Genomic DNA, 24,978 nt, shown 5'->3' with positions numbered 1-24,978 from the left:
ACAATGAAAAATTTGAAATATATATACCTAGTCATTTTCCTTGCTTTTGCAGGATGTAACAATGACGAGTTTTTAGATAGAGAACCTACTGATATTCTTGGAGAAGATCAGGTTTGGGCAAATGATGACTTAGTATTCTCCGTGCTGGCTGATCTGTACAATAGACTTCCAGATTATCAGGGACTGGAAAACTGGTGGGAATATGCCAATTTCGATGAGACTTTTGCGAGCAACGCTGGCGACTATTGGAGACATCAAAACCAAGAGTATGGCTATGGTGACTGGGGAATGTGGGACTACGGCTACATCCGGGACCTGAATCTTTTCATACGGAAATGTGAAGAAGCAACCGAAATTTCTGAGGAATCAAAAACCAGATTTTTGGCTGAAGCCAAGTTCATCCGAGCTATGGTGTACTTCGAGCATGTGAAGAGAATGGGTGGCGTACCATTAATATTGGAGCCTTTGGAATATGACTACAGCGGTGACCCAACTTACCTCCAACATCCTAGAGCTAAGGAGCACGAAGTTTATGACTTTGTGATCGAAGAGATGGAAGCTGTGAAAAATGATCTTCCAAACGGAAACACAAAATCCAGAGCAACCAAAGGTGCTGCACTTGCGCTGATTTCGAGAGCAGCGTTATATGCCGGATCTATTGCCAATTATGGTCAATTGACTCCTGAGGTATCTCTTCCAGGTGGAGAGGTGGGCATTCCTTCCAGTATGGCTGATGGATATTATACCAAGGCTTTAAAAGCTTCAGAGGAAGTAATGGCTCTTGGAACATACGAGCTGTATGACCAGGATCCAGACAAGTCAGAGAACTATTCCAATATTTTCCTCAATAAAAACTCGAACAATGAGATCATTATGGCCAAGGACTTCCTAGTCCAAGGAAGAACTCACGGGTTTACCATTGAGAATATCCCTCGTTCACTAAGAGAGGAAAATACTTCCGGAGGAAAGATGAATCCATCGCTTAACCTCATTCAGTCATATGAATTACTTGACAATACTTTCGCAGAATTGCCTACAAAAGATGCGTCTGGAGATCCTATTTATTACGATGATCCAATGGATATTTTCGAAGGAAGAGATCCGAGATTGATGGGAACGGTGATCGTACCGGGCTCAACTTTCAGAGGCAAAGAAGTAGATATCTGGGCCGGTTATAAGTTAGCTGACGGATCAGTGATCACTTCTGGCCAATTAGGTGGGCAAGCTACTCTGCCTGGAGGATCCGGTCTTCAGCAGGTTGTTGGTTTTGACGGCCCAATTGATCAATTGGAATGGTCAGCTCAAAACGGTTTTTACTTAAGAAAATATGTAGATACATCTGTAGGCTCTGGTCAAAGAGGTACTGGTTCTGCGGTTTGGTTGGTAAGATTCAGGTATGCGGAAATTCTGTTGAATGCTGCTGAGGCTGCTTTTGAATTGGATCAGTTGGACAAAGCTGCAGAATACATGAATCAGGTGAGACGAAGAGCTGGCTTCCCGATTGATTTGACGCCAAGCGAAATTGATTTTGACAGAATAGTGCATGAGCGTAAGGTCGAGTTGGCTTTTGAGAATCACATTCTATGGGACAAAAAGCGCTGGAGATTGGCACACCGAGTTTGGAACGGTGAGACCACAGATCTCACTAATAATCCTGGTAATGCTTTGGCAGTTAGTACACGGGTTTTTGGTCTGAAGCCATTCAAATATTATGAGCCAGGTTCTCCGAATCATGAAAAGTGGATTTTCGAAGAGTTTCTACCTGCCCCGGTTTTCAATGCACACAGATTCAGATTAGGAAATTACTATTCTCTAATAGGAGATAATGTGAGAAACAACAATCCGATGATTGTCAGAAATCCTAATCAATAAGTATTCCTCTAAACTCAATAAGTAATGAAACTAAATTTCAAAAATATACTGGGAATGATGGGAATAGTAGCCTCCCTAGCATCCTGTAAATATGACAATTACGACGAGCCTAGCTTCCAATTGGAAGGCAGGATCGTATACCAAGGAGAGCCAATCGGCGTGAGTTATAACGACGTCTACATCGAGCTCTGGGAATCTGGCTGGCAGCGACTTGGCAATATCGGCGTCGCTGTTGATCAGGATGGATCTTATTCTTCCCTTCTATTCAAAGGGGATTATAAAATGATCATACCAAATAATCAGGGACCATTCAGAAAGATCACTAATGATCAATCAGGTAATGACACAATTCCTATCAGTCTCACAGGAAGTCGTACCATGGACATAGAGGTGATGCCTTATTATATGATTCGCGACGCTTCCATCAGCGGTGGAACGGACAAAGTAACAGCGACTTTTGACTTAGAACAGATTATCACTGATTCCAATGCCAAGAATATACAGGAGGTTTCTCTTTACGTAAGTAAAACCTCATTTGTGGATAACCGAACCAGTATCGCTACCGCAAATAGAGGCGGAGGAGACTTGGAAGGTTTATCTTCCATCTCTATGGAAGTGAATGTTCCGGATAGAGTTCCTACTCAGAACTACGCCTATGCACGCATTGGAGTAAAATTAGAAGGTGTAGAGGATAGAATATTTTCGCAAATTGTCAAAGTAAATCTATAAGCCTCTTATGGATAAGCCGGCGATCCCAGCCAGTGAGATGGGTTCTGGGTGACCCGGCTATTTTATCTTATGTTTAGAAAAAAATATCATATGTACCTATCCATTTGCCTTTTACTTGCTTTTACTTCCTGCTCAGCGACGAATGACGGTCAAGTTATAGACTCCGATAATCCGCAGCAAACAGATACGCTCAACTATACAAATCCTGTTTTCGAGCCTGTATTGGCAGATCCAACAGTGGTTCAGGTAGGAAATGAATTCTATGCTTACGGCACAGAAGACAATTGGGGAGAGGAAGGTGGTTATCACCTAGTTCCTGTGATCAAATCAAAAGACTTGGTTAATTGGGAATTGGTGGGCAATTCGATGGACAAAAAGCCTGATTGGAAAGAACGAGGAGGCATCTGGGCTCCAGATGTAACTCAGGTAGGCAACCAATTTTATATGTATTATTCATTTTCTACTTGGGGAGACCCTAACCCTGGAGTGGGATTGGCAATTGCTGCCAAGCCGGAAGGACCATTTGTAGATCAAGGGAAGGTTTTTGACTCAGAAGAAATTGGCGTTGCGAATTCCATAGATCCATTTTATATCGAAAATGACGGCAAGAAATACCTGATGTGGGGGAGTTTCCATGGTTTGTATCTAACAGAATTAACTGCCGATGGCAAAAAGCCAACTGGTGTAAAAGTTCAAGTGGCAGGTAATCACCTCGAAGCTGCTTATGTCTATCAGAAAGACGGATACTATTACTTGTTCGGTTCTGCTGGAACATGCTGCGAAGGAGCCAATAGTACCTACAGAGTGTTGGTAGGCAGATCTGAGAAGTTGGAAGGGCCTTATCTGGACAAGGATGGCAAAAGCTTGATGGACTCAGGTTCCGGCACCTTAGTGGTAGGCAGAAATACAAGCGGAAATGGCTATGCAGGTCCAGGACACAATGCCGAAATTGTAACTGATGCTGAAGGTCAGGATTGGTTATTGTATCATGGAATGGCAAAACAAAAGCCTAAACTGAATAATGGCACTAATCGACGAGTATTGCTTTTGGATAAGTTAATCTGGGCAAATGGCTGGCCAAGTGTGGCAGGTAGAGAACCTAGTACCACCAGTCAGCAATCTCCCATTTTGGATTAGATTTTTCCAAGAACCTGAAATAGAAGTATATAAATTTCAAAAAAGGTTTGGAGACATTTACATTTTGCTTTCAATAATGAAGGCCATTTTAGATTTACATTGTTAACTTGGGGTTTAAACTCATTTATTAACAAAAACCCAAACCTATTATGAAAAAGACTTACACTAGAAACACGACCAAAATCAAGCCTAGTCTGAAACAAGGCGTAGCAATCTCGGGAACTTTCATTGTCCCAAAACCTGCTAAAAATGTCAAGAAACCACTTTAAATCAGCCCTTGCACTATTTCTCAGTGCACAACTGATTTCTTGCAACCCTACCAAAAACTCTAATAACTCGGTCACGATCGTAGACCGAATCCCCACAGAAAATACAAATCAATTTTACTTCATCAACCGGGCGCCAAAGGCGCCCGGTTGATGATCAAGCTTCCCGAAAGGCCAGAAAGCTTTAGATTTTTCGTCTATAAAGATGGCCTTACAGCAAACCTAGGAGAGAACTATAACTGTTTCTCCATAGAGAAGGGATGCTTAAATGATGATCCGAAGAAAATTAGTGGTAAAGCTTAGCCCCCCTGCTTTTCTACAGTTAGAAAATAACCCAAAAATCAATGAAAAGAATTCTTTTAACAGCTACTGCTTTCTTCCTGATACTGGGACTTTCGGCAGTAGGATTTGCCCAAAACCGTGCGTTTGACAATCCCGTTTTGGCAGGTGATCGACCTGATCCGACGGTGGTGAAAATCGGCAAGTATTACTACGCTTCCGCCACTTCCAATGAATGGGCGCCGCTTTTTCCGATCTTCAAGTCCACAGATTTGGTGAATTGGGAATTGGTTAATTATATTTTTCCCGCTGGTGCACCGGATTGGGCGAAAAATAATTTTTGGGCGCCAGAGCTTTCTTACGATGCGGAGCAAAAGAAAATATACGCCTACTACACCGCACGGGACAAAGAAAGTAATCGGCTCTCTGTGGCAGTAGCCAGTGCTGATTCTCCGGAAAGTCAATTTACTGACCACGGTCCCCTTGTAGCTCAGGAATACGGTTCGATCGATGCTTTTGAAACACGTGATGAAAATGGGCAACTCTATGTGCTGTGGAAGGAAGACGGAAACAGCAAGGGTCAAAAAACTCCGATATGGGCGCAGGAAGTGAACGAAAATCGTACTGAATTAATCGGAGAGAAACATGAGCTTTTCCGCAACGACCAGCCCTGGGAAGGTGGACTCGTGGAAGGCGTCGCCATTTTTCAAAAAAACGGCTACTTCTATGCGACTTATTCCGCCCGTGGCTGCTGCGAAATCAGCTGTGATTATGTCACGGGAGTAGCTCGAAGCAAAACGCTTTTGGGACCTTGGGAAAAGTATGACATGAACCCAGTTTTAAAAGACAATGAAAACTGGAAATGCGCTGGACATGGGACTGTGGTGGAGAAAGACGGAGATTTTTGGATGCTTTATCATGCTTATAATACGGAAGGATCTGTGTACGTGGGACGTCAGGGAGTTTTGGAGAAAATAGAATGGACTGCTGATGGCTGGCCAATTTTAGCCAATAATGCTGGCTATGAACGAAGTAAAGCTTCTCTGGAATTCACTGATAATTTCAAAAAACGACTCGATCCAGTTTGGCAATGGCGTGTGACTCAGGATATTCAATACGAAACAGGTAAAGCTGGTCTGCAACTGCAAGCCTCAACTGAAAATGAAATGCTGGGAACACTTTTGGTGCAAGGCACCAAATCATTGGATTATCACTATGAGGCCACAGTTATTCCAGATGAGAAAGCAGCTGCAGGATTGGCGGTGATCGGAGGGGCAAATAACGGATTTGGTGCTCCTCCGGCTGGAATGGGCATTTCAGTAAAAGGAAATCAGCTGATTCTTTGGGAGACGATCAACCAAGAAACCAGAGAAATAGCAACTCAAACAATTCCTGATAGCAAAGAAGTCAAGTTGATCCTGAGCATGAAGGACGGCTATAAAATGACTACTTCAGCTATCGTGGATGGAAGAGCAATTCAAGTTGGCGAAGAACAAGATGTGAAGCATTTAGTCCCTTGGGGCATGGGCTTCCGACTTGGATTAGTGGCAAAGGGAGGAACAGATTCCTATGCGCATTTCAAGGAAGTGAGGATTTATTAGCAGTAGCTAGTAATTAGTAGTAGGTATCAAGAATATTCCATCGTGCATTTTTAAGTAAATCTTGATTTAGACAATGAGTGATGTAAACAACTTTCTGCTATATACTGCGCCATCAGGTGAAGTTCGGGTACAGGTTTTCCTGCAGGATGAGAGTGTTTGGTTGACCCAAAAAGCTATGAGTGAATTGTTTGGTGTGAATGTACCAGCAATAAGCAAGCACTTAACGAACATTTTTGAAGAAGGTGAGCTTCAAGAGAATTCAGTTATTTCCATTTTGGAAACAACTGCTTCTGACGGCAAAAATTACAAAACAAAGTTCTACAACTTAGACGCCATTATCTCTGTCGGATACCGTGTCAATTCATCCAAAGCAACTCAATTTAGAATCTGGGCTACGCAAACCTTAAAAGAGTATATCATTAAGGGTTTTGTTATGGATGATGAGCGTTTAAAACAGGGCACTACCACCTTTGGCAAAGATTACTTTAAGGAATTGCTTCGCAGAGTTCGTTCAATCCGAGCGAGCGAGCGCAGAATCTACCAACAAGTAACCGATATTTTTGCTGAATGCAGCATCGACTACAATCCTAAGTCCGAGATCACGAAAAACTTCTATGCCATGGTTCAAAATAAGTTTCATTTTGCCATCACGGGAAAAACGGCAGCTGAAATCATTCATCTTTCTTCAGATGCAAAGAAGGATAATATGGGACTCACAACTTGGAAAAATAGTCCAGATGGCAGAGTGTTAAAATCCGATGTTATCATAGCTAAAAACTACCTTCAGGAAAACGAAATCTCGCAATTGGAAAGAGCCGTTACAGGATACTTTGACTACATAGAAGGACTAATAGAACGAAAAAACACGTTCACCATGGAAGGTCTTGCGGAAAGTGTAAACAAATTTCTAACTTTTAACGAGTACAAAGTACTTACTGGCAAAGGGGTTATATCCAAACTACAGGCGGACAAAAAAGCAGTGAGTGAATATGAAGACTTCAATAAGACTCAAACAATCATCTCTGACTTTGACAAAAAAATCAAACAATTGAAAAAGAATTAAGGCCGAGGCATAACTGAAGAAGTTATCAAATAAGAAATTCTTTCCTCGAAAACAAAAACAATAAACCTCATATACCTATGAAAATAACCCTCATTATTGGCGCGTGTCTGCTTTTTGCGCAGCACTTTGCGACAGCCCAAACCTCCCCTTACAAACCTGTAGAAGGGAAAATCATGACCGAGTGGGCAGCTCAGGTGACACCTGAAAATGTGCATCAGGAATATCCAAGACCACAAATGACCCGAGAGAACTGGGTGAATCTGAACGGACTTTGGGACTATGCTATCAAGCCAAAAGGTCAGGCGGTTCCAACAAGTTTTGATGGAGAAATTCTGGTTCCCTTTGCCGTAGAATCCGCGCTTTCGGGTGTAGGAAAAACAGTGGGTAAAGACAATGAGCTTTGGTACAACACCACTTTTTCCACCCCTAAGAAATCAAGCAAGGACAAAGTTCTTTTGCATTTCGGAGCATCTGACTGGGAAACGGAGGTTTTTGTAAATGGGAAAAGTGTGGGAAAACACCAAGGTGGCTATGACCCATTTGACTTTGAAATTACCGAGTTTCTGAAATCCGGAAAATCCCAAAATCTACAAGTACGCGTGTGGGATCCGTCTGATGATGGCCCTCAGCCACGAGGCAAACAGGTGAAGAATCCGAATAGCATTTGGTACACTCCGGTGACTGGCATATGGCAAACAGTCTGGTTGGAAACAGTTCCTGCTTCCTACATTTCCGGTTTGAGAAATGCCTCTGATATTCAGTCCGGACAAATCATAGTGACTCCAGAAGTGGCTGATGCCGCCGCTGGACAGCTGGTGAAAGTAGCTGCGTGGAAAGATGGTATCATGCTCGCTGAGCAAACGATCAATCCATCTCAAACAGCCAAGTTGACCATCAAAGATGCTGAGCTTTGGGCTCCGGGAAATCCGGTTTTGTATGATTTGAAACTAGAATTAATTGAAGGAAAGAAAGTAGTCGATGCTGTAGAAAGCTATGCGGCTTTGAGAGAAATCAGCATGGCCCCGGATGAGAATGGCATTCAACGCATGATGCTAAACGGCGAGTTTTTGTTCCAATATGGTCCGCTCGACCAAGGTTGGTGGCCAGATGGTTTGTACACCGCACCTAGCCATGAAGCAATGGTTTTTGACATTCAGAAGACTCAGGACATGGGTTTCAATATGATCAGAAAGCATGTGAAGGTGGAGCCTGCCACTTGGTATCATGCCTGTGACAAGATGGGAATGCTTGTGTGGCAGGATATGCCGAGTGGTGATATGGGAAACGGTTGGGAGATGAAGGTAGGTGTATTGGGAAGTGGTACAGACCGTGATCGAACTCCTGAGTCTGAGGCGATTTTCCGAGAAGAGTGGAAAGAGATCATGGATGATTTTTATAATTTCCCTTCCATCGTGGTTTGGGTGCCTTTCAACGAAGCTTGGGGACAGTTTAAAACCAAACAAATCACCCAGTGGACCAAAAATCATGATCCTTCAAGATTGGTAAATAGTGCCAGTGGTGGCAACTTCGAAATGGAAGGAACAAAAATAGCAGGTGACATCATCGATTTGCACAATTACCCGGATGCGAAAATGCCGGCTCCAGGGATTTTTGGTAGGGAAAACATCCTTGTTTTAGGTGAATTTGGAGGTCTGGGACTTCCTGTGGATGGGCACGTATGGCAGCAAAAAGACAACTGGGGCTACCAGAGTTTCAAGAATCAGGATGAGTTATTCGATCGCTATGCCGGTCTGATGACTAAGCTTGGAGAATTGATTGAAGCAGGGCTTTCGGCGGCAGTTTACACACAGACTACTGATGTGGAAATAGAGACAAACGGATTGATGACATATGACAGAAAAGTCATCAAATTTGATGTGTCAAAGATGAAAAGCATTCACGCACCTTTATATACTAAGTAATCCCAATGAAAAATCATTTCAACAAAACCTTTGGTGCAATAGCGCTGGGGGTTTTACTTTACAGTTGCGAGAGCAAACCAAAAGAAGAAACCAAAGTAGAAGATACTTTACTAGAACAGATATTTGGCACTACATTTCAAGATAAAAAAGTGGAAACATACGAGATCAAAAATGCCAATGGCATTAAAATGAAAGTCACCAATTTTGGAGCACGTGTAACCCATCTTTGGGTTCCTGATAAAGACGGAAATCCGGTGGACGTGGTACTCGGATTTGAGACCTTGGACGGCTATTTAGAAAGCAGCGAAAAGTACTTTGGAGCAGCGATTGGCCGATATGGTAATCGCATTGCCGATGGGAAATTTACGTTAAATGGTGAGGAATATACCTTGCCTCAGAATAATAACGGACAGACATTACATGGTGGTCCTGGAGGAATGGACTTTGTGATTTGGGATGTGGAAAAGTCTGGAGAAAATGCATTGATCTTCAGTTATACTTCGCCGGATGGAGAAGAAGGCTTCCCTGGAGAGCTGAAAGTGAAGATGATCTACACACTCACTGATGACAATGAATTTAAGGTGACTTATGAGGCCGAAACTGACAAAGCCACGCCGGTAAACTTGACTCATCACTCCTTCTTTAATCTAAATGGTGCGGGTAACGGGACAGTTCTGAATCATACACTACAGCTGAATGCCAGCAAATACACCCCGGTGAACGAGGTGTTGATCCCCACTGGTGAAGTTCCTTCGGTGATAGGAACTCCTTTTGATTTTACTACTCCTACACTAATAGGTGAGCGAATCGAAAATGAAAATGAGCAGTTGAAATTTGGTGGCGGGTACGACCACAACTGGGTACTGGACAAAACTGGAAATAGCTTGACACAGGCCGCCGTGATCTCCTCTCCACTGACGGGAATAGAAATGGAAGTGTGGACAACTGAGCCTGCGATCCAGTTCTACAGCGGTAACTTCCTAGATGGCACGATCACAGGAAAAGGTGGAAAAGTCTATGAGCAGCGGTCGGCATTTTGTCTGGAAACTCAGCATTATCCAGATTCTCCAAATCAACCGAATTTCCCTTCTACGATTTTGGAGCCGGGAGAAAAGTACGAGCAGACATGTATTTATAAGTTTGGACTAAAATAAAACCCATTCTATCTAGAACCTTGCATATTCCACTAGCTAGCGGAATGTGCAAGGTTCTTTATTTTTACAAAAGAAAAATCTAATTGCAGTTGATAGGGGTATTAATTATAAATGAATCACTCAAAACACATAATGGTAATTTGTCAAGGTTTAATTAGAATATAACTAGAACAAAATCATTCTTTGGGCTAAAAGACCTAATAGACTGTTTTTTATTTATATTTTTCTGAACCCATCTGTGGTTTAAAATTTAAACAAACCATAGAAAAGGATTATATTTCTTTTGAAACTTTCCTAGCATGCCTAGCTCAAAAAAAGAAAACTCCAATTCTGTAAGCCCTACTGCATTTTCTCACATGAATTTGAGTGAAAGTGGCAAAGAGTTATTTGAAGTAATTGAGAATATATCTGGAGTTGGGTTTTGGAAAGCCAATTTACAAACAGGAGAAAATCAATGGTCAGATCAATTTTATAAGATCTGTGGGTTGGATCGCACAAGGAATCCTCCAAGCACCGACCTTGGGCTTTCTATCATACATCCAGAGGATAAAATTCTTGCTGAAAAAGCTTTTGAAAACAGCATAGAACAAGGGAAGCCATACCAACTGGAAAAAAGAATTATATGGCCTTCAGGAGAAATTAGGTATGTAGTCTCTGAAGGGGTCGTCCAATATGACATCGAAGGGAAGCCTCATTTCTTACTTGGGACCTCTAAAGATATTACTAATCTCAAAGGTAGAGAAAGCCAGCATGCAGCCATCTCCAGCGAACTGGGTAATATATTAGACTATTCAATTGATCTGATTTTTTTATTTGATGCCGATGGACTCATAGCGAAAGTTTCTGAAAGTGTAATGGAAACCTTAGGGTATTCAAAGACAGAGTTAGTAGGAAAGAAATTTGTTGATTTTTTGTATCCACCTGATTTGGAAAAGACCAACAGGGCTTTTGAAAGTGTTTTAAAAGGGGAGAAAGTCAGAAACTTTGAAATTAGATTAATTGACTCAAACGGAGGGCTGCTCTACTTTAATTGGTCTGGGAATTTAAAAGAAGACAGCAATCAGGTATTTGGGATAGCCCGTGATATAACAGAACTGGTAGAACTGAAAAAAAAGGGAGCTCAGGAGAAATTCAGAATTCATACTATTCTTAACTCCTCACCTGATTTAATCTGGAGCCTGGATAGAGATTTCAAGCTAGTCAGTGGTAATGATACGTTTTTGAAACACCTTAAAAACACAAAAGGATGGGAAATTAAGCCAGGCGACTCCATTTTCTCGCAAGAGCTGTTTTTAAATGAGGAAATAAAATACTGGAAGAAAAATTATCAGAAGGCACTACAAGGAAATGTCATACATTCTGAAGAAAAAGTAAGTTTAGGTAGTAATGAATCCCCTATATTTTTTGAAACTAAAATAACACCAATAGAAGTTGATGGCGAGATCGTAGGGTTAGCTTGCTTTTCTAGAGATGTTACTGAAAAAAGATCCGCTTCAGAAAAAATAAAAGAGCAAAACAAGCAACTTCTCAAAGGCCAAGAAATATCTAATATAGGTTACTGGGAGAGTGATTTGAAAACCAAGCAAGTTTTTTGGTCCGATGAAATGTATAAAATATGGGAGATAAATAAGAATGCTCAAATTATAAATCATGAGTTTTTCTTTCAGTCAATACATCCCGAGGACCAGAATACATTTTTATATCATATGAATAGGGCTTTGTCCAAGGAAAAGAAATTGGATTTTGTGTATAGAATTATTTTAGAAGGAAATAGATTCAAATACATTCATGAAAAAGGGGAAGCCATTCAAGATGAAAATGGAGAAATAGTTTTATTCAGAGGAACGGCTCAGGAAATAACCAAAGAGAAGGAAATTGAACTTGAGCTCAAGGATAGAAATTTTTTTATCGAATCTACCCTTAACAATGTCCCGTTAGGAATAGCAGTGAACAAAATCAGTGATGGTGAGGCTACTTACATGAATAAAGCTTTTTCGGATATTTATGGATGGCCAAAGTCCGAACTACTCAATGTAGATGATTTCTTTACTAATGTCTATCCGAATCCAGAATATCGCAACTGGATTAAAACAAAGATACTTGAAGACATTACTAGTGAGGATCCAGATAGAATGTCTTGGGAAGGCATATTTATCAACACAAAAGATGGTCGAGAAAGAATAATAAATGCAAAAAATATTCCTGTTCCAGACTTGAATCTGATGATTTCCACGGTGTCAGATGATACCGAGCGTTATTTGGCGGAGCAAGCGTTGAAAGTCAGCAATGATCGATTTACCCTTGTTTCGGAGGCAATTTCAGACGCAATTTGGGACTGGGATTTGGAGAATGACACTGTCTTTTTGGGTCAGGGGTTCAATAGACTATTTGGCTATCCCGAAAATCAAAATCAGGCTTCTGGAGATCTATGGTCAAACGCTATTCATCCGGATGATTTCGAGAGAATTGAAACCAGTATACAAAACGCGAGGCAGGATTTATCTCAGAAATATTGGTCAGGAGAATATCGTTTTAGGAAGTATAATGGTAGTTATGCTTTTGTAAATGAAATGTCTATCATCATTAGAAACAAAAAAGGAAAGGCAGTCAGAATAGTTGGTGCTATTCAAGATATAAGTGATAGAAAAGAATACGAAAACTCACTGCAAACTCTCAACGAAAACCTTAAAAAAGCAAATCACGAACTTGCACTTTCTAACCAGGAGCTGGAGCAGTTTGCATATGTTGCTTCCCATGACTTGCAAGAACCTCTTCGGATGATCACCAGTTTTATGGGGTTGATCGAAAAGCGCTACGATGCTGTCCTAGATGAAAAAGGTAAGCAATACATTCACTTTGCAATAGATGGCGCAAAAAGAATGCGTGAGATCATTTTAGACCTGCTGGAATTCTCTAAACTAGATAGTGTCAAAGAAACCAAATCATGGGTTGAGTCAAAAGAATTGCTAGAAACCTCTCTGCTTTTTTTGAAGAAAAATATTGATAAAGCGAGACCTGTTTTTCATATTGATCCGCTTCCTAGGGTCTATGGGCACAAAAACACCTTGGTTCAGTTATTTCAAAATTTGATCTCTAATGCGATCAAATATCAGCCACAAGGGCAAAAGGCAGAAATCTGGGTTTCTTGCATTGAAAAAGCAAGTGAATGGGAGTTTTCGATCAGAGACAACGGTATTGGAATAGAAAAACAATACCTGGAAAAGATCTTTGTAATTTTTCAACGGTTGCACATAAAAGGAACCTACTCTGGTACAGGTATTGGGCTAGCTATCGGTAAGAAAATAGTAGAACTTCACCAAGGAAGAATCTGGGTAGAATCAACCCTCGGCCAAGGGACTAATTTCAGGTTCACTCTTAAAAAACCTCCTGCTGTATGAAAAAGGTGATTTATAAATTCCCGATACTTCTAGGGTGCGTTGCATTTATACTATCCTTGGGAGTTGGGTTATTTCTTACATTAAAAGAATATCAATTAAACCAAATCGAAGAAACCAATAAAGTATCCCAGGCAGCGGAACTGATTGAAAACAGAATAGAGGAGGTGATTTATACTGCTAATACCTCAGTAGGTATTTTGGCTTTTTTGCTTCAAACGAATAAGGTTGATCAAAACTTCAATGAAATTGGTAAGAATATCATAGATAATGTTGATTTAATTGATCAAATACAATACCTGGACAGCGGAGTCATCGTGGCTACTTACCCGCTAGTGGGAAATGAATCAGTCATTGGCTTTGATATTTTAGCCGACTCTACGGCGGCCAAAGAAGCTGCCCTTGCCATAGAAAAAAGGCAACTCTTCTTTGCCGGCCCGATTAACCTTAGACAAGGAGGAAAAGGCATTTTGGCTCGTCAGCCACTATTTATAGGGGATGAATTTACAGGATTTGCTGTAGCTATAATCGATTGGCAAAAATTTATAAATAAAGTTTTCAAAGGGTTTCAAAACAACCCGGAATTTACAGTCGACCTATTCAAACATTTCCCTTCGGATACTGCTAGTAGCTCGTTACTGTCCAGTGACTTTACGGTTGCTGAGGGTCCTTTAAAAGAAATTGAAATCCCTCAAGGAAATTGGGTTATTCAAGTTCAGCTCAACTCAAGCAAGACGCTTAGTTCCATCAGTTTTGTCTTAGTTGTGCGCCTACTGCTTGCTATAATGCTTGGCTACTTAATCTATAACTTAGCGAACCAACCGAAAAAACTTGCAAAAAAAGTCAGGGAGACTACCCGTAAACTCAGGCTCAGTAATCAGCGATTTAAACTGGCCACAAGAGCAACTTCTGAAATGATTTGGGATTGGGACTTGGTGGAAAGATATACTTTTCGTAGTGACAACTTCGACGAACTACTTGGGTATTCAAGTAATCAAGAAACCAATAAGGATGAGTTTTGGAAATCAAAAATTCATCCGGACGACCTACCGATTGTTGAGCGGAATTTAGAAGAAACACTTTTGGGAGATGGTGATAAATGGTACCAAGAATTCAGATTTCAAAAAGCCAATGGGGATATAGTTTATGTCACCGATAATGCATTGATTATTCGCAATAAGTTTGGCAAAGCCATCAGGATGATAGGAGCCACTCAAAATGTGACTAAAAGGAAGGAGGCGGAACTAGACTTAGCCAATCAAAAGCAGAGGCTTTCTAATGTAATTGAGGGGACGCATGCTGGCACCTGGGAATGGAATGTGCAGACTGGTGAGGCTACCTACAATGAAACCTGGGCAAATATCCTTGGGTACTCGCTGGCAGAGCTGGAGCCGATCTCCATTCAAACCTGGGTTGATCATTCTCACCCTGAGGACTTGACAGAATCCAATAGATTATTAGAGGACTATTTTGCGGGCAAAACCAATTCCTATGAAGCTGAATTTCGTATGAAGCATAAAAATGGGCATTGGGTTTGGATAGTAGATCGAGGAAAAGTATTGTCTTGGACGCCAGATGGCGATCCATTGATGATGTACGGGACCCATGTAGATATCACAGAAAAGAAATTGAGGGAAGAAGAAATCAAAACTGCTAATCTCAATCTGCAGTCTGCTAATGCGGAGCTAAAATCCTTTGCGTCAATGGCTTCTCATGATATGAAAGAACCACTGCGGATGATTAGTTCTTTTCTAAAGCTACTGGAGAAGAAATACAGCCCTGTTTTGGACGAAAAAGGAATTCAATACATAAATTTCTCTGTTGACGGAGCGAAGAGACTGAGTGCCTTGATTGACGATATGCTGGAGTATTCCCGTATTGGTTTTGATGAGAGTAAATTAGACCGAGTTAATCTCAAGACGCTGGTAGAAGAAGTAATAGTTCTCAAAAAGAACTTGATTGATGAGAAAAAGGCAGAGCTGATTGTGGGGGACTTACCCGAAATCTCAGGAATTAAAACACCTATCAAAAGTGTCTTTATTAACTTGATTTCCAATGCTTTGAAATATCAAGAACAGGGAAAAGTGCCTATAATTTCTATTTATTCTAAAACTGAGGGGGGCATCTCCCAAATTACAGTGGAGGACAATGGAATAGGAATCGATGAGGCATACTTCGATAGGGTATTCAAGGTATTCAGTCGTCTACATGGTAAAAATGAATATTCCGGAACTGGTATAGGACTTGCGATATGTAAAAAGGTAATAAACCAGCATGGTGGAAAAATTTGGGTAGAGTCTTCAGGCAAAGGCACTAAATTTCATTTTACGCTAAAAGAATATGGCAATTCAAGCGATTAATATTTTGCTAGTCGAGGACAATGAAGGAGACATCGTTTTATTAACCGAAGCCCTGAGCGATGCAAAAATGGTGAACAAAATCGATACATTAGGAGACGGAGCCGAAGCAATAGATTTACTTGATGGTCTGGCTATTAAGGATTCTGATACATTACCTGATTTGATTTTGTTAGACATTAATCTGCCCAAAATAAATGGTTATGAGGTGATCGATTTTATGAAAACTAACGCGTTGTTGGAAAACATACCCGTAATAATTCTTACCACATCGTCTTCAGAGTTAGAAAATATTAAAGCAAAAAACCTGGAAGCTTATTGTTATATTATCAAGCCAGTTGAAATAGATGAATACGTGAATGTGGTAAGTAAAATTGAGGAGTTTTGGTTATCGACACTTAATTCCAAAACAAGAACATAATGCCAAAAGATGAAGTTAAATACCATATTCTAGTAGTTGAGGACAATCTTGGTGATTTTGTGATTTTGGAAGAATATCTCTCTGAATCAATTCTTAATTTAAACATCCAACACGCCGAAAATTTCAAAACTGCCGCTGCTTATTTAGAACATGATGAACATACATTTGACATCGTATTTCTAGATCTTTCCCTCCCTGATAAATCTGGAGAAGAATTAGTATTGGAAATCATAAAGCGAGCAATAGGAATTCCCGTAGTAGTGTTAACCGGCTTTTCTAATTTTGAATTTGGAGGCTTGTCTTTGGCTTTGGGCGCTTCTGATTATTTACTCAAAGATGATTTGACAGCAGCAATTCTTTACAAAAGTTTACTCTACAATATTCAGCGAGTCAAATTTATTTCTGAACTCAAAGAATCAAGGAGAAAATTCTCCGATCTCTTCCAATTAAACCCTTCTCCAATTATCGTATATGAATTGGAAAATTTAAAAGTCTTAGATGTAAATGAGGCTACACTTTCAAAATATGGCTATTCCAGAGACGAATTTTTAGCAATGACTCTTTTTGATTTTCGGCCAAAGGAGGAAGCCGAAAAATTAAAACAATCTATAGTGAGTTTTTGGGTAAATCAGGATCCAGCTTTTCAACGAGTAACTAGGCATATAAAAAAGAGCGGAGAAATCATTGATGTAGAAATCAGTCCTGCCAAAGTGAAAATTAACAACAAAGATGCAGGTTTGGTCTTGGTCAATGATATCACAGATAAACTTGAGTATTTGCGGAAAATTGAGGAGCAGAATGAAGCCTTTAAGGAGATCGCATGGATTCAATCACATGTGGTCAGAGCTCCCTTGGCCAGATTGCTTGGATTAGTCAACCTGCTGGAGCTTTCAGAAAATAAAGTTGATGAAGGCACAAAAGAACTTTTGAATCACATTAAAAACTCCACATTAGAGTTGGATAAAATCGTGAGAGATATTAATGAGAAGTCTTTGAGTATTTCAGACCGATGAGTCTAAAATTAAGTTACGCTAAACCTAAAACTAATTCTATTCCTTCCCTTCAAAAATCACCCGCAGCCATTTATAAAGTAGTTATTGGCACTAGTTTTCAGTCGTTAGTGAGATCATGTGGTCATACACTGTCTTGGATATCCCTGCCAATTGCTCGGTTCCTTTGTCAAAATCTTCCAAATTTTTGGAAAGTAAAACCAACACGTAGGAGCGACCATCCGGTAAATAAACAATTCCCGCATCATGGTGAACACCTGTGATCGATCCAGTTTTGTGTGCTACGGTCACATCTTTTGGCAGGTAAAACGGAATGATTTCGTTGAATTGCTGGTCTTTCAAAATTCTGATCATTTCATCACAATCCTGTTTTGTACCAGCTTTTTCTTCTGCAATAGCTTTCATGATAACCATCAAATCTTTGGCAGTGGTAGAATTGCTCAGGCCTAAGTCATAGGCTTTCTGATCCTCTACTCCTCTGAGTACTTCTATCTTTTCAGCTCCCAAATCCCGCATAGTAGCCGTCACGTTTTTTGCCCCTACGAGTTCGATCAAAACATTCGTTGCCAAGTTGCTACTCACTGTGATCATGGGATACATTAGATCTTTCAGGGTTACCTTCCCACCAATTTTGTTATAAACAGCATCATCACTATCCACGCCAATATCCATACTGTATAAGCTGCTATCAACTATGCTTCGGAATTCATTTTTCAGCAGAATTGAATCATTAAGATCAAGTTTCCCTTGTTTTTGCTGCTTGAAAAGCTCAATCATCACGGGTACTTTCATTGTACTGGCCGCATGAAATTCCTCGCTGGCGTTAATGAATAAGCTATCACTTGGGTCTGATAGATTGATAAAAGCCACAGCGACATCGCCTTGAATAGAGTCAAGCTGAGCTTGGATCGTCGATTGTAACATTTGTTTTTTGGATACCTTAGCCTGGCAGGAAAAAAGAAAACAAATGGCTATAAAAAAGGTGATTTGTAAATAGTTAAATGATTTTAGCATAGTGGATTTCAAATTCATATTTGGGCAGTAAGTTCAAGGTAAGTTTAGCAATTACTTTTCTAAAGTATAGTTTAAGCCATCGTAAAAACTCGGAAAGGGTACATGTCCATATTCCTCATAGGTCTTGTATTCAAAAGAGAGCCTGTCTCCCAGATCCATTTTCACTTTTTTGGTGAATTGCTGCATGGCATAATGGACTTCTTTATCCGGATCATAGGGATCATTTAAAGAATTAGCGATGAACACCTTCTTCCCATCAAACAACTCCTTTTTTTGGAATGCCTTTTCAATCAAGCTGTCAAAATAAGGCTGCATATCTGCGTACCAGCCGGCACTGTTTCCAATGTAATTATTGAATAATTCAGGCTTTTCCAACATAGCATACATCACAAATAATCCACTAAGTGATGTTCCACGTAGTGTTCTTTCTCCATTTGAGCGATACTTTTTCTCGATATAGGGTATAAGTTCAGAGCCGATAAATGAAAGGAAGTTCTTCGCTTCAGGGTTCTTCACTTCATACGTAGGCGTGCTTAGAGGCATCATATCTCTGTCGCGGTCGGTATTGGGAATGGCTACAATGATCATTTTCACTCCAAGATCACGCGTCACCACAATGGCCTCAAGAAGCGCAGTTTCATTCCCGTCCAGAACATAGAGCACCGGATACGATAAGTTGGAGGACTCATAGTCAGAGGGAAGACTGACTATAAACTCCCTTCTCTCTTGCAGCATTTCGGACCCTATACTCTCTTTAACTCCTATTTTGAGACTCACCTCTTGAGAATAAACCAATCCAGATTTTAATAAGAAAAGAAAGAAGACTATTAGGGTTTGTTTTAGCATGATTAGGTTTGTTAAAAGTATGGCCTAAGACTAAGCACCAAGTTAAGAGTTGGGCCTCACTAGTTTGTTACTACATAACCCTCTAGCACTTTTTCAAAAGAGGAGATTTTTCGGTTTACCTTCTTAGAAAGGTCTTCTTTTATTAGCGGAAATTGCTCCAGAGGATCTTTTGAAAGGGTGTATATTCTACCATCTCCATACAATTTCCATTCGGTATTTTGTACATAGATAGCGTTTTCAAAATTTCCCCAGTTCGGCGCATAGTAGCAATAAATCCAGTCTCTCCGCGGGGAATTTTTCCCTAGTAATTGGCCATAAAAGCTCAATCCATCGGTTTTTAAACCAACTGAATTCTGAAAATTGGCTGTTTCAAGAAGAGTAGGCAAAAAATCAGAGAAGTCAATCAGATTATCATTACTGCTTCCCGGCTTGATCTTTCCTTTCCAGTTTGCAATGAAAGGAACATGCGTACCTGCGGTGGTAGTATAACCTTTTGCTCCCTTGATAGCATTACCATGTTGAGAAGAGGTTACTTTTCTATCCGTACCATTATCTCCTACGAACAGAATCAAGGTATTCTCGCGGATACCAAGTTCTTCGGTTTTAGCGACGATGGAACCCACTAGCATATCCATGTAGTTCACCATTTCTCCAAAGAAAACCGGGTCATTGGTCTTGGACTTGGAATCAAATTCATCAAAGCCTGGATTTGAGGGAGTTGGCACAAATGGGTCATGAGTAATCGCCATCGGATAATAGACAAAGAATGATTCGTCCTTATTTCTCTCCATGAAAAGGTTGACCTGCTCGGTAAAAAGATCCGGTCCATACTTCCCTTCATAGGTTTCTGTGCCTGAATTAGAACTAATCCGAGGATCCTTGTACCTGCTGCCAAGTTCTTTGATTTGCCACAGGAAGTACTCATCAAATCCCGCTTCTTCCGGAAGAGAACCTATTTTTCCTCCTGCCAATTCCTGCTGACGTTCATTGCCATAAAGCTGCCATTTACCTGCAATGAAGGTCTTATATCCTGCCTGTTTCAAATAATCAGCGAAGGTGAGTTCATTTGGATCTAGCAACCCAAAGCCAATGTAATTTCTAAAGTTGTATTTACCAGTCATGATCTGCACTCTTGAAGGAGTGCATAGCGGCATGGCGTATGTCTGCGTGAAATTCATTCCTTCCTTTGCCAGCTTATCCAAATTGGGAGTTTTATAATCATCAGATCCATTTACTCCCAAAGTTTCAAAACCCAAGTCATCCGCCATTATCAGGATGATATTGGGTGAAGTTTGGGCCTTTGTCTGCATGCAAAAACAAAGAGTAATCAAACAAATGAGAAGAAATGAACTGGTTTTAATCATGGTTTTGCCTGAATAGTCTTAAAAGTAAAAAAGCTATATGCTAAATACCACTAAGGGTGATAAAATCATCTTTTTAGCTTTTGATTTGAAACTGGGCTAAAGAACAGAATAATATTCTGATGCACAGAGTAATAGATACACCTAGATTTGAATAACTTAGAAAGAAAAAACCCAAAACTCCTTTAAGCCTATCTAAAGCAAATGCGCTAGGCTGACCCGAAATCCTAGTGAGATTCAGATAATTGAAGAGGTTTTGAAGGGTTTTTCAACTCATGATTAAAACCGATAAGTCATTAATTATTTCAACTCTAACTCCTATGCTATGAAGAGATACCTTTTTACACTAATTTTTATATGTGCAATTGCAGGCCTTTCAAACGCCCAAGGCATTGTTTATCCTGCCATTCAAGGATATGGTGGGGTCAATGAAGTCCCTTTTGAAACCCTGAAACCTGACCCTAATCAGAAATATAAATTTGTGGTAGAACTGAGTAATTCTATCTCTGATAAAAAGGAGCTCGCCGGATATTTGGATTATGCTGCTAAGATGTATAATGTCCATATCTACGGAGGTATCCCTAAAGAAAACATTGATATGGTATTTGTTGTTTTTGCCGGCTCCACGCCGATTACCATGAGTAATGAGGAATATAAAAAACGTTTCGAAGTAGCTAATCCAAACTCTGGACTTTTGGATGAGCTCGAAAGGGTTGGTATTCGCGTTATCGTCTGTGGACAATCTATGATGAAGCAGAATCTAGTCCCTGAAATGATCCACCCAACTGTGGAAATGGCAGTTTCAAGATTTACTGCAACCACGGATTTGATGAATAAAGGATACCTGCTTTTTGCACTTTAAGAGATCTATGATGAGAATAAGGACCCTAGCTCTTTTCAGTCCTCTACTGGCTTTACTTCTTCTGCAGTCGAATTTGTACGGTCAAGAATCGGAAATCAAACAAATCCACGCCCAGCGAGAAGCGTCAAACAAAGCACTAAAGAACTTTGATGAGGTGCTAAATAATACGTTTATGACAGATGATGTATTGATCACTACTGGTGCTGGCACCTTACTTTCTGGAAAAGCCGAATTGATAGAATATATCAAAAATGCCAAAGGACCGAGAATGTATTGGGTCCGAACAGCTAATGATGTAATTGTAAACCCCGAAGCACAGTTGGCTTGGGAGGAAGGCACTTGGGAAGGCTATACAGAAGGTGCTATCATTCCCGTAGTTGGTGGAAAATATGCAGCTCAATGGACAAAAAAATCAGGAACTTGGCTGATTCAGTCACAATTATTTGTGACTTTACCAAATGACTAAATGATCATAAATTAATAGTTAAATAGAAAGATACGGCCATTAAGTCATTTCATTATTTGAAAAAACAAACCCGAATTTATCGACCTGAAATCAATTCAAAATGCGAAACCAAATTCACAAAGTAGCTATCGTAATATTTTCATTTTTAGCACAACTTTTAACGTTAAATGTCGCTACAGCACAGTGGACTAATCACTACTCCAAGCTCGATGATTTTGGACACCACGTTTACTTAGAGGAACATGAGCTTCCCGTGCTAGCCCACGGCCCAACTGACCCTGCGCCCGCACCTGATGGTATCCATCTGGCATTTGCTGCACGAGGATGGATATGGAATCTGAATCTAGAAACAAGGACCGCAGTCAGATTGACCGAAGGCCCAGGAATAGATTCCCGACCACGCTGGTCACCAAATGGCGATAAGCTCGCTTTCGTTCGTGATGAAGGAAGCAATACTGCAATCATTGTATTGGAACTAGCAAGCGGAACTGAAACAAGGATAGACACGGAAGCAATCGAACTAGACCCAGAGTTTTCTGCGGATGGTGAAATACTCTATTACTCTTCAGGCATTAGCGGATCGATTAACCTTCGGCAAAATAATCTTGCCACAGGGGAGGACAAGCAACTCACAGATTTGGCTCAAGTGGAACGAAATCCCCGGAGCTTAGCTAAGGGAAATAGTATGATTTACCTTCATGGACGTGGTGCTAATCGGGTACTTCGAATCAGAGACTTTCAGTCGGGGACAGATTCTATTGCGCTTACACAAACCTTGGTTTACCACTTAACAGCTGATGCTCACCCTATTCAACGTCTCATTGTATACAGTGCACCCATTGACAATGCCTACCATCTCTGGACTATGGACCTTGACAACCCAAGGGTTCATCATCGAATTACCGAAGGTGATCCATTTGCTATTTCTCCAGCATTCAGTGCAGATGGGAATACTGTCTATTTCACAGAACTAGATGAAAATCGTCAATATCGCATTATGCAAATTCCTACCTATGGAGGTAGCCCTGAGGAAGTGAGGATTTCTAATTGGGAACTAGGAGAAGCCAGCGGTATCCTGAGTATTAAGATGAGCGATGAAGTGGGGAAGCCCATCACTGCGCGGGTTTCTATTACTAGAGAAGATGGATATCCAGTTGCATACCACGAGGACGCTACCTACGTCGATCCGCAAACCGGGCGTCATTATTTTTATTTGGAAAATGAATCTCAGTTTAGCCTTCCTGCTGGAATCTATACAGTAACAGCAGTGCAGGGACCAATGACACAAAAAGTAGAGGCGAAGGTTTTGGTAGGGGAAAATAAAGTTTCTGAAGTTAAACTCTCCCTCAAGCCAATTTGGAATGCCAGTGCTGCAGGATACGTATCTGCGGATCACCACGTGCATTTAAACGGAGACGGTCATCTGCCATCCACCCATCAAAATGCACTTCGCAATTTAGCTGGAGAGGATCTCGACTTAGTTGCACCTATGTCTTGGAATCGCTGGGAAAGAAGGATTGATGCTCCACTTATAGGAGTGGAAACTACAGAGAATGGTCGAATTGTAACACAAAGTCAAGAGGTTCGATCTCACTTTCATGGTCATGTGAGCTTACTTGGTGTCGAGCAACCTTATGCACCTTGGTTTTGGGGACCAAATAATCCAACTCTTGGCGACCCTGATCGGACCAATGGAGAAGTGATCGACTATGCTGACCTGACTGGGGCTTTTACCACTTATGTGCATCCTATCTCGATAGATTCAGATCCCTTCGAGCAACTTGATCAAGGTCCCATTCCAATCGAACTTATCTCTGATGCCGTTTTAGCCGACCGAATCGGTCTGGAAATGGTCTGCGCTTGGACCAGCCCTTTGGGAAATAGTCAGGTCTGGTATCGTCTGCTCAACATTGGAAGACCTGTGGCGGCGATGTCCGGAACAGACATGTGGTTTGATTTCCATCGCACCATGGCAGTAGGTACTGGCCGTAATTACGTTCGATTGGATGGAAGAGAGATTTCTTCCGACGCAGTGCTTGAGGCAGCCATGGCAGGTAGAGGATTTGTGACGACAGGCCCGGCATTGCTTTTTGAATTGGGTGAAGATGCAAAACCAGGTGATGTTGTATCTAGTGGTCAGCATGAATGGCAAGCCACATTGGCCGGAACCAACGACATCGACGTAGTGGAGCTTGTAGTCAATGGAATCGTTGTTGAAACGTTTACTGGAATCATGGCAGGAGAAACGCGAACATTCAAAGGGCAAGTAAACCTGCCTAGTGGAGGCTGGGTAGCAATGCGCGCCTATGCCAGTAAGCTTCTTAAAGATTCATGGCCAAATATGCATGCCAGGCCATTTGCTCATAGTTCTCCGATATGGATCGAGGCAGTTGGTAGTACAGACCCCGATTCCCGCAAGGCTGCTGCAGCGGATCTTATCCGGGCTATTGATGCCTCGGAAAGAATTGCCCGAAAGGCTTATGGTTCTGTTGAAATGAATCGGATGATGACCCGCTTTGAAGAAGCGAGGAAAAGATTGAGGGAAATGATGAAGTAGATAAACGTTTCAGGTCAGTCGAATTAAGCAGAAGAGGATGCTTTCAAATTCAAGTACGGCGGTGCTGATGAACTGAATTGTAACATCATTATTCTCCCTTCATAGCGGTGTGGGTAGAATGATGGTGTACAACCCCTGTATTAACTAATCTGAAATAGTTGATTTAGAAAAAAGTCCCACCCAAAATTTAGATAAGATCACTTCCCTCGAAAAAAAATCTACCCTTTTGGGGAACTGTTTCATGTCTTTGGTCCTAAATCACCTAATCTAAACCTCTGAGCTTTTTAACTTCTGAAGTGAATTTTTAATTTATTTTCTTAACCCAATTCAAAAACCATGAAAAAGCTCATAGCACCATTCCTTGCGCTCCTATTCTTCGCCTCCTGTGGAACGGAAAGTATGACTGACATGCAACCCGATCAAGGAGTCAGTACTGAATTTCTTGCGAACACTAGTGACAGCGATTTGCTAAATGCAAACATGAGGATAGTATCTGGATCCTGTGAAGGGGATTGTATTGAACCGGGAGGTGTAAACTATCCTATTTCCGACATGACTAGCCTAACGGTTGGCAAAAACACCAAATCGGTCAGCTACTATGCATACAACACGGAAACAGATTTTGTGGTGGACGTAACCTATGCCATCACTTCCGGACCTGCAACT

Annotated in this window: 18 protein-coding genes; 15 read left to right on the top strand and 3 right to left on the bottom strand. The window is 41.0% G+C overall.

Features of this window, described 5'->3' with window-relative positions; all coding sequences use genetic code 11:
• Positions 1 to 3: 3 nt before the first annotated feature.
• The 11 genes from LV83_RS00095 to LV83_RS00040 all read left to right on the top strand — a co-directional run bounded on the left by LV83_RS00095 (position 4) and on the right by LV83_RS00040 (position 17,209).
• Positions 4 to 1,872: a RagB/SusD family nutrient uptake outer membrane protein gene (locus LV83_RS00095; RefSeq protein WP_111609491.1), complete on the top strand. Its 1,869-nt coding sequence runs from the start codon at positions 4 to 6 to the stop codon at positions 1,870 to 1,872.
• Positions 1,873 to 1,896: 24 nt separating this feature from the next.
• Positions 1,897 to 2,601 (top strand): DUF3823 domain-containing protein, encoded by a 705-nt coding sequence (locus tag LV83_RS00090; RefSeq protein WP_111609490.1) that lies wholly within the window; start codon positions 1,897 to 1,899, stop codon positions 2,599 to 2,601.
• A 90-nt stretch (positions 2,602 to 2,691) separates the two neighbouring features.
• Positions 2,692 to 3,738, top strand: a complete 1,047-nt coding sequence (locus LV83_RS00085) for a family 43 glycosylhydrolase (RefSeq protein ID WP_111609489.1) — start codon at positions 2,692 to 2,694, stop codon at positions 3,736 to 3,738.
• A gap of 610 nt (positions 3,739 to 4,348) precedes the next feature.
• Positions 4,349 to 5,884 (top strand): glycoside hydrolase family 43 protein, encoded by a 1,536-nt coding sequence (locus LV83_RS00075; protein ID WP_111609487.1) that lies wholly within the window; start codon positions 4,349 to 4,351, stop codon positions 5,882 to 5,884.
• Positions 5,885 to 5,957: 73 nt separating this feature from the next.
• A complete protein-coding gene (locus LV83_RS00070) occupies positions 5,958 to 6,947 on the top strand; it encodes a virulence RhuM family protein (RefSeq protein WP_111609486.1) in 990 nt (329 codons plus the stop codon).
• A gap of 77 nt (positions 6,948 to 7,024) precedes the next feature.
• Positions 7,025 to 8,869 (top strand): glycoside hydrolase family 2 protein, encoded by a 1,845-nt coding sequence (locus LV83_RS00065; protein ID WP_111609485.1) that lies wholly within the window; start codon positions 7,025 to 7,027, stop codon positions 8,867 to 8,869.
• Positions 8,870 to 8,874: 5 nt separating this feature from the next.
• Complete coding sequence (locus LV83_RS00060; protein ID WP_111609484.1) at positions 8,875 to 10,023, top strand: aldose epimerase family protein; 1,149 nt, start codon at positions 8,875 to 8,877, stop codon at positions 10,021 to 10,023.
• 299 nt (positions 10,024 to 10,322) lie between these two features.
• Positions 10,323 to 13,421, top strand: a complete 3,099-nt coding sequence (locus LV83_RS00055; protein ID WP_111609483.1) for a PAS domain-containing protein — start codon at positions 10,323 to 10,325, stop codon at positions 13,419 to 13,421.
• Positions 13,418 to 15,778 (top strand): PAS domain-containing protein, encoded by a 2,361-nt coding sequence (locus LV83_RS00050; protein ID WP_111609482.1) that lies wholly within the window; start codon positions 13,418 to 13,420, stop codon positions 15,776 to 15,778. The genes LV83_RS00055 and LV83_RS00050 overlap by 4 nt, the downstream gene beginning before the upstream one ends.
• Positions 15,759 to 16,196, top strand: a complete 438-nt coding sequence (locus LV83_RS00045) for a response regulator (protein WP_245946957.1) — start codon at positions 15,759 to 15,761, stop codon at positions 16,194 to 16,196. The genes LV83_RS00050 and LV83_RS00045 overlap by 20 nt, the downstream gene beginning before the upstream one ends.
• Positions 16,196 to 17,209 (top strand): response regulator, encoded by a 1,014-nt coding sequence (locus LV83_RS00040; protein ID WP_111609481.1) that lies wholly within the window; start codon positions 16,196 to 16,198, stop codon positions 17,207 to 17,209. The genes LV83_RS00045 and LV83_RS00040 overlap by 1 nt, the downstream gene beginning before the upstream one ends.
• A 90-nt stretch (positions 17,210 to 17,299) precedes the next feature.
• On the opposite strand, the gene LV83_RS00035 is transcribed toward LV83_RS00040, so the two are convergent.
• The 3 genes from LV83_RS00035 to LV83_RS00025 all read right to left on the bottom strand — a co-directional run bounded on the left by LV83_RS00035 (position 17,300) and on the right by LV83_RS00025 (position 20,430).
• Entirely contained in the window at positions 17,300 to 18,130 is an 831-nt protein-coding gene (locus LV83_RS00035; RefSeq protein ID WP_245946955.1) for a serine hydrolase, read from the bottom strand.
• Positions 18,131 to 18,271: 141 nt separating this feature from the next.
• The gene (locus tag LV83_RS00030) at positions 18,272 to 19,066 is read right to left on the bottom strand and encodes an alpha/beta hydrolase (RefSeq protein ID WP_111609480.1); all 795 of its coding nucleotides are present in this window, start codon (positions 19,064 to 19,066) and stop codon (positions 18,272 to 18,274) included.
• 59 nt (positions 19,067 to 19,125) lie between these two features.
• Entirely contained in the window at positions 19,126 to 20,430 is a 1,305-nt protein-coding gene (locus LV83_RS00025) for a sulfatase-like hydrolase/transferase (RefSeq protein ID WP_111609479.1), read from the bottom strand.
• Between the two features lie 322 nt (positions 20,431 to 20,752).
• On the opposite strand from LV83_RS00025, the gene LV83_RS00020 reads away from it, so the two are divergent.
• The 4 genes from LV83_RS00020 to LV83_RS00005 all read left to right on the top strand — a co-directional run.
• Complete coding sequence (locus tag LV83_RS00020; RefSeq protein ID WP_111609478.1) at positions 20,753 to 21,289, top strand: DsrE family protein; 537 nt, start codon at positions 20,753 to 20,755, stop codon at positions 21,287 to 21,289.
• A 7-nt stretch (positions 21,290 to 21,296) separates the two neighbouring features.
• Entirely contained in the window at positions 21,297 to 21,755 is a 459-nt protein-coding gene (locus LV83_RS00015; protein WP_245946953.1) for a DUF4440 domain-containing protein, read from the top strand.
• Between the two features lie 100 nt (positions 21,756 to 21,855).
• The gene (locus tag LV83_RS00010) at positions 21,856 to 24,312 is read left to right on the top strand and encodes a CehA/McbA family metallohydrolase (protein WP_111609477.1); all 2,457 of its coding nucleotides are present in this window, start codon (positions 21,856 to 21,858) and stop codon (positions 24,310 to 24,312) included.
• A 336-nt stretch (positions 24,313 to 24,648) separates the two neighbouring features.
• Positions 24,649 to 24,978 (top strand): hypothetical protein (locus LV83_RS00005; RefSeq protein ID WP_394335791.1); only part of this gene is annotated, 330 nt, incomplete at its 3' end.

This window comes from Algoriphagus yeomjeoni (assembly GCF_003259505.1).
GTDB classification, from domain to species: Bacteria; Bacteroidota; Bacteroidia; order Cytophagales; family Cyclobacteriaceae; genus Algoriphagus; species Algoriphagus yeomjeoni.
The sequence above is the reverse complement of the archived record's forward strand: the minus strand, read 5'-3'. Positions and strand labels throughout refer to the sequence as shown.

Excerpts from the sequence above, each read along its gene's own strand:
- LV83_RS00095 (WP_111609491.1), top strand. The coding sequence starts at position 4 with ATGAAAAATTTGAAATATATATACCTAGTCATTTTCCTTGCTTTTGCA.
- LV83_RS00090 (WP_111609490.1), top strand. The coding sequence starts at position 1,897 with ATGAAACTAAATTTCAAAAATATACTGGGAATGATGGGAATAGTAGCC.
- LV83_RS00085 (WP_111609489.1), top strand. The coding sequence starts at position 2,692 with ATGTACCTATCCATTTGCCTTTTACTTGCTTTTACTTCCTGCTCAGCG.
- LV83_RS00075 (WP_111609487.1), top strand. The coding sequence starts at position 4,349 with ATGAAAAGAATTCTTTTAACAGCTACTGCTTTCTTCCTGATACTGGGA.
- LV83_RS00070 (WP_111609486.1), top strand. The coding sequence starts at position 5,958 with ATGAGTGATGTAAACAACTTTCTGCTATATACTGCGCCATCAGGTGAA.
- LV83_RS00065 (WP_111609485.1), top strand. The coding sequence starts at position 7,025 with ATGAAAATAACCCTCATTATTGGCGCGTGTCTGCTTTTTGCGCAGCAC.
- LV83_RS00060 (WP_111609484.1), top strand. The coding sequence starts at position 8,875 with ATGAAAAATCATTTCAACAAAACCTTTGGTGCAATAGCGCTGGGGGTT.
- LV83_RS00055 (WP_111609483.1), top strand. The coding sequence starts at position 10,323 with ATGCCTAGCTCAAAAAAAGAAAACTCCAATTCTGTAAGCCCTACTGCA.
- LV83_RS00050 (WP_111609482.1), top strand. The coding sequence starts at position 13,418 with ATGAAAAAGGTGATTTATAAATTCCCGATACTTCTAGGGTGCGTTGCA.
- LV83_RS00045 (WP_245946957.1), top strand. The coding sequence starts at position 15,759 with ATGGCAATTCAAGCGATTAATATTTTGCTAGTCGAGGACAATGAAGGA.
- LV83_RS00040 (WP_111609481.1), top strand. The coding sequence starts at position 16,196 with ATGCCAAAAGATGAAGTTAAATACCATATTCTAGTAGTTGAGGACAAT.
- LV83_RS00035 (WP_245946955.1), bottom strand. The coding sequence starts at position 18,130 with ATGTTACAATCGACGATCCAAGCTCAGCTTGACTCTATTCAAGGCGAT.
- LV83_RS00030 (WP_111609480.1), bottom strand. The coding sequence starts at position 19,066 with ATGCTAAAACAAACCCTAATAGTCTTCTTTCTTTTCTTATTAAAATCT.
- LV83_RS00025 (WP_111609479.1), bottom strand. The coding sequence starts at position 20,430 with ATGATTAAAACCAGTTCATTTCTTCTCATTTGTTTGATTACTCTTTGT.
- LV83_RS00020 (WP_111609478.1), top strand. The coding sequence starts at position 20,753 with ATGAAGAGATACCTTTTTACACTAATTTTTATATGTGCAATTGCAGGC.
- LV83_RS00015 (WP_245946953.1), top strand. The coding sequence starts at position 21,297 with ATGATGAGAATAAGGACCCTAGCTCTTTTCAGTCCTCTACTGGCTTTA.
- LV83_RS00010 (WP_111609477.1), top strand. The coding sequence starts at position 21,856 with ATGCGAAACCAAATTCACAAAGTAGCTATCGTAATATTTTCATTTTTA.